Consider the following 12,443-nt stretch of genomic DNA (forward strand, 5'->3'; position numbering starts at 1 on the left):
TTGCCCCTACACTGGGCTGGCCCATGCAGCGCTTTGTGTGCCTTTGCCTTGGGGGTTGACCCGTGCGTGACCCCGTGCGCCAGATGTCTGGCGTCAGCGCCTTGCCCGGACTTGTTCATGACCCTCTCTGCGCCCCCCTTCGCCGCCCCTGGTGTGCCCGCACCGGCCCCCGCGCCTGTGGACCCCTTGTTCCTGTCGGCCCCGCGGGTGTCGGCCTTTCTGGGGCGTCAGGGGCTGACCAACGCCAGCGGCTTCTTCTTTGAGCGCGACGACCGCCTCTACCTGGTGACCAGTCGCCATGTGGTGATCGACGAGGCCAGCGGGCACCTGCCCGACCGCCTGGAGATCGAGCTGCACCTGGACCTCAGCGACCTGACCCGTTCCACGGGTTTCTCCATCCTGCTCTACCAGGGCGGCCGGGCGGTGTGGCGCCAAGGGCGGGATTCGGGTGGGGACATCGACGTGGCCGTGCTCGAGCTGGACCGCGCGCAGCTGCCGCCGCACGCGGTGATCCGGGCCTACACCCCGGCCCACCTGGTGCGTGAGTTGTCCGAGGTGGCGGTGGACGCATCGTTGCTGGTGGTGGGCTTTCCGCTGGGTTTCCATGACGCGGTGCACCACCTGCCGGTGTTGCGCCACGCGGTGGTGGCGTCGCCCTATGGCATCCGGTTTCAAGGCAAGGGCTTCTTCCTGACCGACGCACGCACCCACCGCGGCACCAGTGGCGCGCCGGTGGTGTTGCGCCACCCCCATCCGCAGGGGGCCACGCAGGCGCTGCCCTGGAAGCTGCTGGGCGTGCATTCGTCGCGCATGGACATGGGCAACCGGGACCTGGTGCAGGACGAGTCGCTGGGGCTGAACTGCGTCTGGTACGCCGACATCCTGCTCAAGCTCACCGAGGCGCCGCCCGCGCCACCACCGCCAGCCCCACCTGGCACCCTACCCATCACCCCGACCGGGCGCTGACCGCCTAACCGCGTGATCGGGGCGCGCACCGGGGCTGCGTGCGCAGCGCGGTCAGAACCCTTCGAAGCGGCAAACCTCGTCGAGCGGCGCGCGGCTGCTGCGCCACTGGTTGACGAGGGCGTCCTCGCGCGCGTAGCCAATGGCCATGCCCGTGAACAGCATGCGCTCGGGCGGCAGTTGCAGGAACGGCGCCAGGGTCTGGGGGTACATGGCCCAGCATTCTTGGGCGCAACTGTCCAGGCCCTCGGCGCGCAGCAACAGCATGAGGGTTTGCAGCATCATGCCCAGGTCGGACCACTGGGGTGGGCCCATGCGCCGGTCCACGCTGCAGAACAACGCCACCGGGGCGCCAAAGAAGGTGTAGTTGCGGGCAAACCAGCGCAGCCGGGCGGCCTTGTCCTCACGCGGCACACCGAGCTGGGCGTACAGCGCTTCGCCCACCTGAAAGCGGCGGTCGCGGTAGGGCGACACCAGCTCTTTGGGGTAGACGTCGTACTCGCTGCCTTCGGCGCCGCCCTGCTGCAGGCGTTGCTGCATGGTGGCCTTCAGGCGCGCCAGCGGCTCACCGCTGAGGATGTGCAGGTGCCAGGGCTGCAGGTTGCCGCCCGAGGGCGCCCGCAGGGCCTGTTCCAGCACGCGGCGCAACAGCGCTTCGGGCACTGGGGTGTCCAGAAAGTCGCGCACCGAGCGGCGCGACGCCACAGCGTCTCGGATGTCCATGGGGGCCTCTTGTCTCGTGTCTCGTGGTGTGGGGGAGGGGATCGGTGGGGGCCGGGGCGCTGCGTTGGCTGCTCAAGGCCCGCTGGCTGCTGAGGTGTCTGGGAGCCCTGCGTCATGCGCCATGCCGGGGGCCGCCTGGAAATCGCACAGTTGGTACCAGTGGACGCCATCACGCGTTTCACGCCACACCTCACCGCGGCTGATCAGGTGGTTCAGACAGGCCAGGGTTTCGCCCGTGGCCATGCCCAGCAGGCCCACGTCCTGTTCGCCGATGGGGCGCGCAAACAGGGCGCCAAACACATCGACCACGCGGCGCGGTTGGAGCAGCGCCCGGCGCAGGCGGTCAAATGACTTTTGCTGGCCCGTGGCCAGGCGGTCCAGCCGGGCGTGCAAGCCACGGAAGGGTTCATTGTGCGACGGCAGCACCAGCACATCGGCAGGGATCTCGCGCTTGAGTTTGGCCAGTGAATCCAGCCAGTCGCTCATCGGGTCGGCATCGGGCTCGGTGGGGTGGACCGACACATTGGACGAGATGCGCGGCAGCACCTGGTCGCCCGAAATCAGCACCCCCAGTTCGGCGCAGTACAGGCAGGCGTGCTCGGGCGAATGCCCTGTGCCCACCACCACCCGCCAGTGGCGACCGCCGATGTTCAGCACCTCCTGGTCGCGGATGCGGCGATAGCTTTCCGGCAGGGCGTGGATGTGCTTGCCAAAGTTGCCAAAGCGCAGGCGGTAGCTCTCGATGGCGGCGTCGCCCCAGCCCGCATGGCGGTAGAAGTCGATGGCCTCGGGGGGCGCTTCGCGACCGGTGTCCGACACCATCACGCGGCAACTCATGTACTCGAGCCGGGTCATCCACATGCGCACATCGAACTTGCGCGTCAGCCAGCCCGCCATGCCGATGTGGTCGGGGTGCATGTGGGTGACCAGGATGCGGGTCAGGCCGCGCGTGTCGGGGGCGTTGGCGAACAGCGCACGCCAGACCTGGGCGTTTTCGTCGGTGCGGGTGCCCGTGTCGACCAAGGCCCAACCGTCGCCGTCGTCCAGCGCCCACAGGTTGATGTGGTCCAGCGCATAGGGCAGGGGCATGCGGATCCAGTGCACCCCGGGTGCCACTTCCAGGGTGGTGCCGCGCGGAGGCAGGGCCTCGAAGGGGTAGCTCAGCGGGGTCTTGTCGGTGGGCGCGGTGTCGGTTTGTCCGTCCATGGGCTTGCACAAAATTCAGGGGGGCGTGGGCCCGTCAGCGGGCCCCCACACGGGCGGCAGCGCGCCAGGCGCCGCCGGGAGATTCGAACATGCTAACGCGCTGCCTCCTGATTTGCCTGGGTCTCAGGTGACACCCCGGCGTCAAGTGGGCGCAAGCGCAAAAGGCAAGTGTTGTGAATAGGCCAAAAGGCGCAGTGTCAGAGGCTTGCGCTGTCATCGCGTTCTGCCATGATGGGTTATCGGCTATGCAGTCACTTCCCACAAGGAGAATGGAATGTCCGCTCAGCTCATGCCCATGGAACCCTGGATTCAATCGTTGGTGGACCAGTGGGTACTGACCCCTCTGGAGGCCGACAGCTTGCAGGACCTCTGGATGGAGGCGCCCGATGACTTTGACATCGAGGCCCCGCCCCACCTGCGTCACGCTTTTGAGAAGTTGGCGCTCGACCGAGCCCTGGACAGCAGCGACACCCTGCATTGAATGTTCTTCGGAGAGCCCGAGTCATGAGCAAGTCGCACCGATACGAACTCCACGCCCCCAAACCCAAGCCGGGACAGGTCAAGCGCCTGCAGCAACGCGATGCGATGCAGCAGTACCGGCCCAAGGACTACCCGGAGCGTGAAGCGCCGGCCTGGAAGCCCCTGGGCTGAGCGGTCAAGCCAGGGCCCTGCGACGGGGCTGATGCGGGCCGCTGGCCTGCGGTGGCTCACGGGCGGCGGATGGGGCGCTGTGAACCCAGGCGCTCAGGGCTTCAGCCCTGGGCTGGTGGTCGGGGCCGCGAGCCGGTTCGGGGCTGCCGGCAGGGCGTCACTGTGGGGCGCTCGGCTCATGTGCCGCACCACCGGCTGAGGTGCATCGGGCCAGAACAGGGCCACGCCCAGGGTGGCCAGCAACGTCAGCGCCATCAGCACCAACGCAACGGCCTGCAGCCAGCTGCCATCGGATTCCTCGCTGGGCTGCGCGCCCGTGCCGGCGACGCCACGCCATGCCTTGCAGTTGGGGCAGACGAAGGCCTTGCCTTCAAAGCGGGTGCCGCATTCGCGGCAAATCACCGATCCCATCACGCTCTCCCTGAATGTCTGCTGTGCAGCCTTTGTTCTCGCCCTCGATTTTGCCCAAGTCTGGCCTCAAGGGGGTGGCGATTTGGGGGCCTTGCGTTGTTGGCGGAAGGTCCATGGCGGGGTCGGTCGTGCCTCCACCCACAGACCCTGCCGTTGCGCCTGGGCCTGCTGCTGCAACCGCGGCAATTGCGGGTCTTGGGCATAACGCTCGTAGACCCAGGCCATGCCCGAGCGCACTTGTTGGGCGTTCACATCGAGGCCTTGGCATTGGACGTGGGCCACCCAACGCCCATAGCGGTCGCTCTCTGTGGCCCGGACCTGGGCCATGCGCCCAAGGCACAGTTGCTCCAGCGCCCGCTTGCTGCGCTGCCCGAAAGCCTGGCCCTTTTCTGGCGCGTCAATCTCGGCCAGGCGCACCTTGACCTTGACGGGCAGGGGCCACGGCGCGCCAGACTTCATGGGCGGCTGGTGGGGGCATTGGGCGGTGAGGGTGTCTCCGTCGGCCACGCGCAGCACCAGGCAGGCCATCACCACACTCAGCACGAGCGGGCCATCCACTGCTGGGTGTCCGCGGGTCGCCGCCTGTTGTGCGGCGGCACGCCCGGGAGCGGTCGTGCCGTTGGTTCGTTTCGATCATCCGTGCAGCCTTGGGCTGCGATGCTTGTGTTCAGTCCAGCCTGAGCCAGCTTGTTGACGTTCATGACTTGCCGCGCGATCTGCCCTGCCTAAAGGCGTATTCTGGACCATCGCGAGCCGGTCGTTCGGGGCCGGCACCCCAAGCCCCGTCGGAGCGCCGTTCAGATTTTTTGGCGCTTCTTGCTTTTGGGGTCAAAAGTAGTGCATAATCGAGGTCTTCGCTAAACGAAGCAGCCCGTACCGGCGGTCAGTTCTCAAAAGCAAGTAGTTGAATAAAAAATTCAAAAACTTGAAAAAAGAACAAAAAATAGGTTACAATAGAAATCTCAGCGGCTGTAGCTCAGTTGGATAGAGTACTTGGCTACGAACCAAGGGGTCGTGGGTTCGAATCCTGCCAGCCGCACCAAACGGATAGTCCTAGAACAGAAATGTTCTAGGACTTTTTCGTTTTGGGCTCGCCGAAAGCCATGTGCAAGATGGGCACGGGCAACCATGCCAACCGAGTCCGTTTGCGGTGGCTGTGCTTGCCGCGTGTCTGGCCCCCCAGTCACTCAAGTACCCCAGTTACCCCACGCTCGATCTCCCTTGGGCGTCCCCAGGCCATGGTGCCCGTGGGCCAGTCGACCAGGCCCGCTGGCAAACCGACGCCCTTCAGCCTGGGCTCGACCTCAGGTGGGTGATCCCCTCGAATCCCGACACCCAGTGGGTGCTTGCCATGACGGTGCGTGGGACCCCGCGCAGGCCGGTGTTGGCGGCAGACCGCGTTGTTCCAGGGTTGGAGGGGGGCGGGGCTGACGGCACAAGCTTTGCGCCGCGGGCTGCAATCGTTTGATTCAACTTGATTTCTTGAATGGCAAACTGATTGCTCATTAATGATTCAATGATTTGTTCAATATCGACGATTGAAGCCGCCATTTTTTGATGATGGGGTAAACGTAAAAAATATTAGTTATTGTTTTCAAAATGATGCTTTTGTGTGTTGTTGAACAGTCAGGCAATATATTGTAATTAAATAAAGGTTCAAAAGAATAATCGGTTTTCAGGCTTTACCATTCGCAGCCGAATTAAATGAATTTGAGGCGAGAGGTATCTATGCCAGGTCTGACGAGAGAGGGCGTCCCACGTCTGCGAAGCGCTGGCGCTTTGCTGATGATGGGCTTGTTGGTTGGGGGATGTGCCATGCCCCCAGAGAAAAGCCAGCCTGAGCAAGGCTGGGCGGCCCCTGCCCAGTTCGATGCACCGCAGTCGGCATCATCCGCCTCGTCGGGCAGGGGGGTGACCTCCCTGGCCCAAATGCCATGGCAGCAGTATTTCACCGATGCGCAATTGCAATCTCTGATTGAGCGCGCCTTGGCCAATAACAGCGATTTACGCGCCACCATGGCGCGGGTCATGCAAGCGCAAAAAGCCTATGGCATCGAATATGCAGCAGGTTTGCCAAAAATCAACGCCAGTGCCTCCGCCAATCGCGCTGGCTTGAACGACAACGCCGCTTTGTTCGGTATTCCTGCCGTCAACAGCGGTTATCAAGTCGGCCTCAGCATGGTCAGTTGGGAGCTTGATTTTTGGGGCCGGGTGCAGGATTTGCGCGACGCCGCCTTGCAGCAGTTTCTGGCCTCCGATGCCAACCGCCGCGCAGCCGTGCTGAGCCTGATCGCTCAGGTGGCCCAGACCTACGTCGCTTTGGGGCGCTCTGATGAGCTGATCGAGTTGGCCCGGGGCCAGGTGCTGAACCGCGAGGAGAGCCTGCGCCTCATCCAGCGCCGAATCCAGACCGGGGCCGTGCCGCCCGTGGAGCAGGCCTCCACGCGTTTGATGGTCAACCAGGCCAAGTCAGGCCTGCACAGCCTGCAACAGGCGCGTGCCGAGCAGTGGCAAGCCCTGACCTTGCTGGTCGGCGGCCCCTTGCCACCCCTGCAAAAAATCAATGTCTCGCCCCAGAACTGGCCCGAACTGCGGCCCGGGGTGCCGACCGACCTGCTCAGAAGCCGGCCCGACATCATGGCCGCCGAGCACCAACTGCGGGTCATGCAGGCCAATGTCAGTGCGGCGCGGGCGGCGTTCTTCCCCAGCGTCACGCTGACCGCAGCCGGTGGCGTCAGCAGCAACCAGTTCAGTCAGTTGTTCGACAGCGGCAACGGCGCATGGCTGTTCTCGCCCCGCATTTCCCTGCCGATCTTTGACGGGGGCGCACGCCAGTCCAACCACGAACTGCAGACCTGGCGTCGCACCGAGTCCGTGGCGCAGTACGACAAGGCCATTCAGACGGCCTTCCGAGAGGTGAACGATGCCTTGTCCAACAGCCACTGGCTGAAGCTGCGACTCGACCTCAGTGAGGCCGATCAGACGGACCAACAAGAGCGCACCCGCGTGGCCACCAGTCGCTTCAAGCGCGGCGCCACGGCGTACCAGGAGGTCTTGGACGCGCAACGCGACCAGCTTCAGTTGGCCCAGGCCTTGGCCCAAGCCCGTGGGGCCTGGATCGCCAGCCGCATCAATTTGTACGCCGCACTGGGGGGTGGTTCGGCCTTGCTGACCGACACCTCTGTCTCTTCCTCTGTTCCGCCGACCGCTCAATAACGCCATGACCACTACCCCTGATAACGCCAACGCGCCCCGCCCAGCAGTGGCCTCCGCTTCCTCGGCCGCCGCGCCCAAGCCGACGGCGACGGCCAAGCCCGCTGTCCTGCCCAAAAAAGCGCCGAACCGCTCATGGCAGGGCCTCGTGGCCGTCGTTGTGGTCGTCGGTGTCGGCGTCTGGGCCTGGCAGACCTTCAAGCCGGCCCCGGGCCCGGCCGGGCTGGGCTCGGGCAATGGTCGAATGGATGCCACGCAGATCGACGTGGCAGCTCAAACCTCCGGGCGGCTGATCGAAGTGCTGGTGCATGAAGGGGATTCGGTACAAGCGGGGCAGGTGCTGGCACGCATGAAGGTCGATACCCTCGAAGCCCAGCGTGAACAGGCCGTGGCCCGGATCGAGCAGGCGGATTCCGACATCGAGAGCGCGCGCGTCATGGTAGGCCTGCGCGAGCGCGACCGTGCCGGCGCTGCCGCCCGCACTCTGGTTCAGGTGGCCGATCTCAAGATGGCCCGCCAACACATGGTGCGCTCTGACAACCTGGCGCAAGACGGCGCCGCCTCGACCCAACAACGGGACGACGACCGCGACCGCGTGGCCAGCCTGGAGGCCGCGGTGGCTGCCAGCCTGGCGCAGGAGGCCGTGGCCCAGCAAGCGGTTGTGGCCGCCAAATCATCGGTGCTGACCAGCCTGGCCGCCCGCAAGGCCGCTGTGGCGGCCCTGGCCCAGGTGGACGCCTCGCTCGACGACAGCATCCTCATCGCCATGACCTCGGCCCGCGTGCAATCGCGCCTGGCCGAACCCGGCGAGGTGCTCGGCAACGGCGGCAAGGTGCTCAACATGATCGACCTCACCGACGTGTTCATGACCTTCTTTGTGCCCGAAGAAGTGGCGGGCCGCATTGCCCTGGGGGCCGAGGCGCGCATTGCGCTCGACGCATTCCCTGGCGAAGCCGTGCCTGCCCAGATCAGCTTTGTGGCCAGCACCGCCCAGTTCACGCCCAAGACGGTTGAAACCGCCAGCGAGCGCCAGAAGCTCATGTTCCGGGTCAAGGCCAAGGTCGATCCCAAGTGGCTCCAGCAGAACATCAAGCGCGTCAAGACCGGAGTGCCCGGGGTGGCTTGGGTCAAGCTGGACGCGCAGGCCACCTGGCCCGCTGACCTGCAGGTCAAGGTGGCTGGCGCCCAGAAGGAGAACGCGCAGTGATGCGTTCCTCCACGGCAGCGACACCGCCTCCAGCCGCGTTGAATTTCGACGCCTATGTGGCCCAGGTGATCGATCTGCGGCACCAGTACGGCAGCGTCACGGCCATCAATGGCATCAGCCTGAACATCCCGCGAGGTCGAATGGTCGGCATGATCGGCCCCGACGGCGTGGGCAAGTCCAGCCTGCTGTCACTGCTGGCGGGTTCCAAGAAGATCCAGCTGGGGCAGGTCTGGGTGCTTGGCGGGGACATGCGTTCCCACGAGCACCGGGAGGCGGTGTGTCCCCGCATTGCCTACATGCCCCAGGGCTTGGGCAAGAACCTGTACCCGACCTTGTCCATCGAGGAGAACCTGCAGTTCTTTGGCCGCCTGTTCAACCAAACCGACGAAGAGCGGCGCAGCCGCATCGACGTCCTGACGCGCAGCACGGGGCTGTTCCCCTTCCTGAGCCGGCCGGTGGGCAAGCTGTCGGGGGGCATGAAACAAAAGGTCGGCTTGTGCTGCGCCCTGATCCATGACCCGGATCTGTTGGTGCTGGACGAGCCCACCACCGGGGTGGACCCGTTGTCTCGGGCGCAGTTCTGGGACCTGATCGACAGCATCCGCCTGGAACGACCCGGCATGAGTGTCGTGGTGGCCACCTCTTACATGGAGGAAGCAGACCGCTTTGATTGGCTGGTGGCCGTCAACGCAGGGCAAATCCTGGGCACGGGCACGCCCGCTGAACTGAAGTCCAAAACCCAGACACAAACCCTCGACGACGCGTTTGTGGCCTTGCTGCCCGACGCGGACCGTCAGCAGTTCAAGGTGATTCACATCCCGCCCCTGGACACCGGGGCCAAGCACACCCTGGCGATCGAGGCCAAGGACCTGACGATGCGCTTTGGCGACTTCACTGCCGTCAGCTCCGTGAACTTCAAGATCGAGCCGGGCGAGATCTTCGGCTTCCTGGGCTCCAACGGCTGCGGCAAGAGCACAACGATGAAGATGCTCACCGGCTTGCTCACCCCCACCTCGGGGGAGGCCTACCTGTTCGGCGAAAAGGTCAATGCCGATGACCTGGCCACGCGGCGCAACCTGGGCTACATGTCGCAGGGCTTCTCCCTGTATTCCGAACTCAGCGTGACCCAGAACCTGGCGCTGCAGGGGCGCTTGTACGGCATCCCGGAGGCCGACCTGCCGCAGCGCATCGAAGAGTCGATCGTCCAGTTCGACCTCACCGACATCCGCCACGCCATGCCTGCCCAATTGCCGTTGGGCATGCGGCAGCGCTTGTCCCTGGCGGCGGCCGTCATCCACCGGCCCCGTTTGCTGATCCTCGACGAGCCCACCTCGGGTGTGGACCCGGTGGCCCGCAATGTGTTCTGGCAGTCGCTGATCAAGCTGTCGCGCGAAGACGGGGTGACGATCTTCATCACCACCCACTTCATGAACGAAGCGCAGATGTGCGACCGCATCTCGCTGATGAACGCGGGTCAGGTGGTCATCACCGACAGCCCGAACAACGTGATCCAAAGCTGTCAGGCCAGCTCCATGGAAGCCGCGTTCTTGTACTACCTTGAGCGCGCCACAGGGCAAACCGTCAGCAAGCCCGGTGCTGCGCCCCCAGTCGCTGCGGCACCGGTTGCCGGGCCGGCTGCCGGGGCGGTCGCGCCCGCGGCCAAACCGCCATCGGCCCCGGCCGTGCCCACGGCCCGGCACCGGCCCCGGGGGTTCAGCCTGGTGCGTGCCTGGAGCTATTGCCAGCTCGAAAGCCTGCAACTGGTGCGCGACCCGGTGCGCGCCACGCTGGCGCTACTGGGCACCACCTTGCTGATGCTCGTCATGGGGTACGGCATCACGCTCGATGTGGACAACCTGCGCTATGCCGTGTTGGACCGCGATCAGACCACGCTGAGCCGTGATTACGCCAACAACATCGCGGGCTCCAGCTACTTCAAGCAGCAGGCGCCCCTCCACAGCTATGCCGACATGGACCGGCGCATGGTCAGCGGTGAGCTGTCAATGGCGGTCGAGATCCCCAGCAACTTCGCGCTCGACATCGGCAAGGGCGACACCGCCCACGTCGGCGTCTGGGTCGATGGCGCCATGCCCACCCGGGCCAACACCATTCAAGGCTATGTGCAGGCGATGCACCTTCAGTGGATGGCTCAGCAGTACCAGGACCGCATGGGCACCGCCCCGCCGGCAGCGATGGACATCGAGACACGCTACCGCTACAACCCCGACGTCATGAGCCTGCCCGCCATGGTGCCCGCGGTGATCCCTCTGCTGTTGATGATGATCCCCGCCATGCTGACGGCCTTGTCCGTGGTGCGTGAAAAGGAGATGGGCTCCATCCTCAACCTCTACGTCACCCCGGTGAGCCGGGCCGAGTTCCTGCTGGGCAAGCAGGCGCCGTATGTGTTGTTGGCGTTCTTGAACTTCTGCCTCATGGTGTTGATGGCCTTGGTCGTGTTCCAGGTCAACATGAGCGGCAGCGGTCTGACCCTGGCCATGGCCGCCGTGATCTATTCGCTCTCGGCGACGGGCATTGGCTTGCTGGCCTCCTCGTTCATGAAGAGCCAGGTGGCGGCGGTGTTCATCACCATCATCGTCACCTTGATCCCCGCGATCCAGTTCTCCGGGCTGCTCAACCCCGTGTCGTCGCTGGAGGGGATCGGACACCTGATTGGCGTCACCTACCCGTCGGCGCACTTCCTGACCATCAGCCGTGGGGTGTTCAACAAGGGCCTCAGTGCCCCTGAGTTGACGACCGCCCTTTGGTCGCTGGCTGCGTCGGTGCCCACCATCCTCGGCCTGGCCGTGTTCTTACTGAAGAAACAGGAGCGGTGATGCCCAGCTTCAAAAACATATTCCGCCTGGGCGTCAAGGAGATGTGGAGCCTGCTGCGCAATCCGATGATGCTGGTGCTGATCTTCTACTCCTTCAGCCTGGACATCTACGTGGCGGCCACCGCCATGCCGGACAGCATCAACAAGGCGGCCATCGCGGTGGTCGACGAGGACGGTTCGGCCCTGTCGGCCCAGTTGCTGGCAGCCTTCGAATTGCCCTACTTCATGCCGCCCCAGTTGGTCAGCCGCCAGGCCATGGACGCGGGCATGGACCAGGGCACCTTCACCTTTGGCTTGTCGATCCCCAGCAACTTCCAGCGCGATGTGCTGGCTGGTCGTTCACCCCAACTTCAGTTGAACGTGGACGCCACCCAGATGAGTCAGGCCTTCACGGGCAATGGCTACATCGCACAGATCCTCAGCACCGAGGTCGGGCAGTTCCTGAGCCGCAGCGACGCCCCGGCCACCGGGCCGGTGAGCCTGGACATGCGCATGCGCTACAACCCCAACCTGATCGCTTCGTGGTTCGCTTCCATCATTCAGGTGGTCAACAACATCACCATGTTGTCGATCATCCTGACCGGCGCCGCAGTCATCCGCGAGCGTGAGGAGGGCACCATGGAGCACATCCTGGCCATGCCCGTGGCGCCGAGCGAGATCATGATCTCCAAGGTGCTGTCGATGGGGCTGGTGGTGCTGCTGGCCACCCTGGGGGCCTTCGTGGGGATGGTCAAGGGCGTCATGCATGTGCCGATCGCGACCCCGTCGCTGGCCCTGTTCATGGTCTGTGTGCTGCTGTTCCTGTTCTCGACCACGGCGCTGGGCATCTTCCTGGCCACGCTGTCGCGCTCGATGCCGCAGTTCTCCATCTTGATGGTGCTGGTCTTGTTGCCCCTGCAGATGCTGTCGGGTGGGGCGACGCCACGCGAGAGCATGCCGCAGGTGCTGCAGGACATCATGTTGGCCGCACCCACCACCCACTTTGTGTCGTCAGCGCAGTCCATTTTGTTGCGCAACGCGGACTTCTACACGGTCTGGCCCGACTTCCTGGCACTTGCGGTCATCACGGCAGTGCTCTTCTTTGTGTCTTTGGTGCGCTTCCGAAAGTCCACCACCGACTCTGGCGGCTGAGTCGGTACCCCGGCACCCGAAGGGTCAGCCCGGCTGAGGGCTGCCTCCGGCGCCAGGGATCAGTGCAGCCCCCTGCGTGAGGTGTCACGCAGCGTCCTTCCGCCC

General features: G+C 64.8%; 11 protein-coding genes and 1 tRNA gene. 8 read left to right on the forward strand and 4 right to left on the reverse strand.

The window, feature by feature from the left end:
- Nucleotides 1-117: 117 nt before the first annotated feature.
- On the forward strand, nucleotides 118-966 hold the full coding sequence (locus tag PSQ40_RS06730) for a S1 family peptidase (protein ID WP_273949962.1): 849 nt from the start codon (nucleotides 118-120) through the stop codon (nucleotides 964-966).
- A 51-nt stretch (nucleotides 967-1,017) separates the two neighbouring features.
- Here PSQ40_RS06730 and PSQ40_RS06735 read toward each other — a convergent pair whose 3' ends face one another.
- Together PSQ40_RS06735 and PSQ40_RS06740 are read right to left on the reverse strand one after the other, a co-directional pair.
- Nucleotides 1,018-1,686 carry a nitroreductase gene (locus PSQ40_RS06735; protein WP_273949963.1) on the reverse strand — a complete coding sequence of 223 codons (669 nt, stop codon included), beginning with the start codon at nucleotides 1,684-1,686 and terminating at the stop codon, nucleotides 1,018-1,020.
- A gap of 72 nt (nucleotides 1,687-1,758) precedes the next feature.
- Nucleotides 1,759-2,892 carry an MBL fold metallo-hydrolase gene (locus tag PSQ40_RS06740; RefSeq protein WP_273949966.1) on the reverse strand — a complete coding sequence of 378 codons (1,134 nt, stop codon included), beginning with the start codon at nucleotides 2,890-2,892 and terminating at the stop codon, nucleotides 1,759-1,761.
- A gap of 274 nt (nucleotides 2,893-3,166) precedes the next feature.
- Between PSQ40_RS06740 and PSQ40_RS06745 the strand changes: the two genes are divergently transcribed.
- Nucleotides 3,167-3,373, forward strand: a complete 207-nt coding sequence (locus PSQ40_RS06745; RefSeq protein WP_273949968.1) for a hypothetical protein — start codon at nucleotides 3,167-3,169, stop codon at nucleotides 3,371-3,373.
- 23 nt (nucleotides 3,374-3,396) lie between these two features.
- Nucleotides 3,397-3,543: a hypothetical protein gene (locus tag PSQ40_RS06750; RefSeq protein ID WP_273949970.1), complete on the forward strand. Its 147-nt coding sequence runs from the start codon at nucleotides 3,397-3,399 to the stop codon at nucleotides 3,541-3,543.
- A 93-nt stretch (nucleotides 3,544-3,636) separates the two neighbouring features.
- Here the strand turns inward: PSQ40_RS06750 and PSQ40_RS06755 are convergent, their stop codons facing one another.
- Both PSQ40_RS06755 and PSQ40_RS06760 read right to left on the reverse strand, forming a co-directional pair.
- On the reverse strand, nucleotides 3,637-3,954 hold the full coding sequence (locus tag PSQ40_RS06755; RefSeq protein WP_273949973.1) for a hypothetical protein: 318 nt from the start codon (nucleotides 3,952-3,954) through the stop codon (nucleotides 3,637-3,639).
- A gap of 66 nt (nucleotides 3,955-4,020) precedes the next feature.
- Complete coding sequence (locus PSQ40_RS06760; protein ID WP_273949975.1) at nucleotides 4,021-4,512, reverse strand: thermonuclease family protein; 492 nt, start codon at nucleotides 4,510-4,512, stop codon at nucleotides 4,021-4,023.
- Nucleotides 4,513-4,919: 407 nt separating this feature from the next.
- Between PSQ40_RS06760 and PSQ40_RS06765 the strand changes: the two genes are divergently transcribed.
- The 5 genes from PSQ40_RS06765 to PSQ40_RS06785 all read left to right on the forward strand — a co-directional run bounded on the left by PSQ40_RS06765 (nucleotide 4,920) and on the right by PSQ40_RS06785 (nucleotide 12,338).
- A tRNA-Arg gene (locus tag PSQ40_RS06765) sits at nucleotides 4,920-4,996 on the forward strand.
- Nucleotides 4,997-5,742: 746 nt separating this feature from the next.
- Nucleotides 5,743-7,170, forward strand: a complete 1,428-nt coding sequence (locus PSQ40_RS06770; RefSeq protein WP_273951142.1) for an efflux transporter outer membrane subunit — start codon at nucleotides 5,743-5,745, stop codon at nucleotides 7,168-7,170.
- 4 nt (nucleotides 7,171-7,174) lie between these two features.
- Nucleotides 7,175-8,374 (forward strand): HlyD family secretion protein, encoded by a 1,200-nt coding sequence (locus tag PSQ40_RS06775; RefSeq protein WP_273949977.1) that lies wholly within the window; start codon nucleotides 7,175-7,177, stop codon nucleotides 8,372-8,374.
- A complete protein-coding gene (gene rbbA / locus PSQ40_RS06780) occupies nucleotides 8,374-11,208 on the forward strand; it encodes a ribosome-associated ATPase/putative transporter RbbA (RefSeq protein ID WP_273949979.1) in 2,835 nt (944 codons plus the stop codon). The genes PSQ40_RS06775 and rbbA overlap by 1 nt, the downstream gene beginning before the upstream one ends.
- Nucleotides 11,208-12,338 carry an ABC transporter permease gene (locus PSQ40_RS06785; RefSeq protein ID WP_273949981.1) on the forward strand — a complete coding sequence of 377 codons (1,131 nt, stop codon included), beginning with the start codon at nucleotides 11,208-11,210 and terminating at the stop codon, nucleotides 12,336-12,338. The genes rbbA and PSQ40_RS06785 overlap by 1 nt, the downstream gene beginning before the upstream one ends.
- Nucleotides 12,339-12,443: the final 105 nt, after the last annotated feature.

It is taken from the genome of Curvibacter cyanobacteriorum, from assembly GCF_028649475.1.
Lineage (GTDB): Bacteria > Pseudomonadota > Gammaproteobacteria > Burkholderiales > Burkholderiaceae_C > Curvibacter > Curvibacter cyanobacteriorum.

Coding starts and splice junctions, on each gene's coding strand:
- PSQ40_RS06745 (WP_273949968.1), top strand. CDS start 3,167: ATGTCCGCTCAGCTCATGCCCATGGAACCCTGGATTCAATCGTTGGTG.
- PSQ40_RS06785 (WP_273949981.1), top strand. CDS start 11,208: ATGCCCAGCTTCAAAAACATATTCCGCCTGGGCGTCAAGGAGATGTGG.
- PSQ40_RS06775 (WP_273949977.1), top strand. CDS start 7,175: ATGACCACTACCCCTGATAACGCCAACGCGCCCCGCCCAGCAGTGGCC.
- PSQ40_RS06740 (WP_273949966.1), bottom strand. CDS start 2,892: ATGGACGGACAAACCGACACCGCGCCCACCGACAAGACCCCGCTGAGC.
- PSQ40_RS06755 (WP_273949973.1), bottom strand. CDS start 3,954: ATGGGATCGGTGATTTGCCGCGAATGCGGCACCCGCTTTGAAGGCAAG.
- PSQ40_RS06735 (WP_273949963.1), bottom strand. CDS start 1,686: ATGGACATCCGAGACGCTGTGGCGTCGCGCCGCTCGGTGCGCGACTTT.
- rbbA (WP_273949979.1), top strand. CDS start 8,374: ATGCGTTCCTCCACGGCAGCGACACCGCCTCCAGCCGCGTTGAATTTC.
- PSQ40_RS06770 (WP_273951142.1), top strand. CDS start 5,743: ATGGGCTTGTTGGTTGGGGGATGTGCCATGCCCCCAGAGAAAAGCCAG.
- PSQ40_RS06750 (WP_273949970.1), top strand. CDS start 3,397: ATGAGCAAGTCGCACCGATACGAACTCCACGCCCCCAAACCCAAGCCG.
- PSQ40_RS06730 (WP_273949962.1), top strand. CDS start 118: ATGACCCTCTCTGCGCCCCCCTTCGCCGCCCCTGGTGTGCCCGCACCG.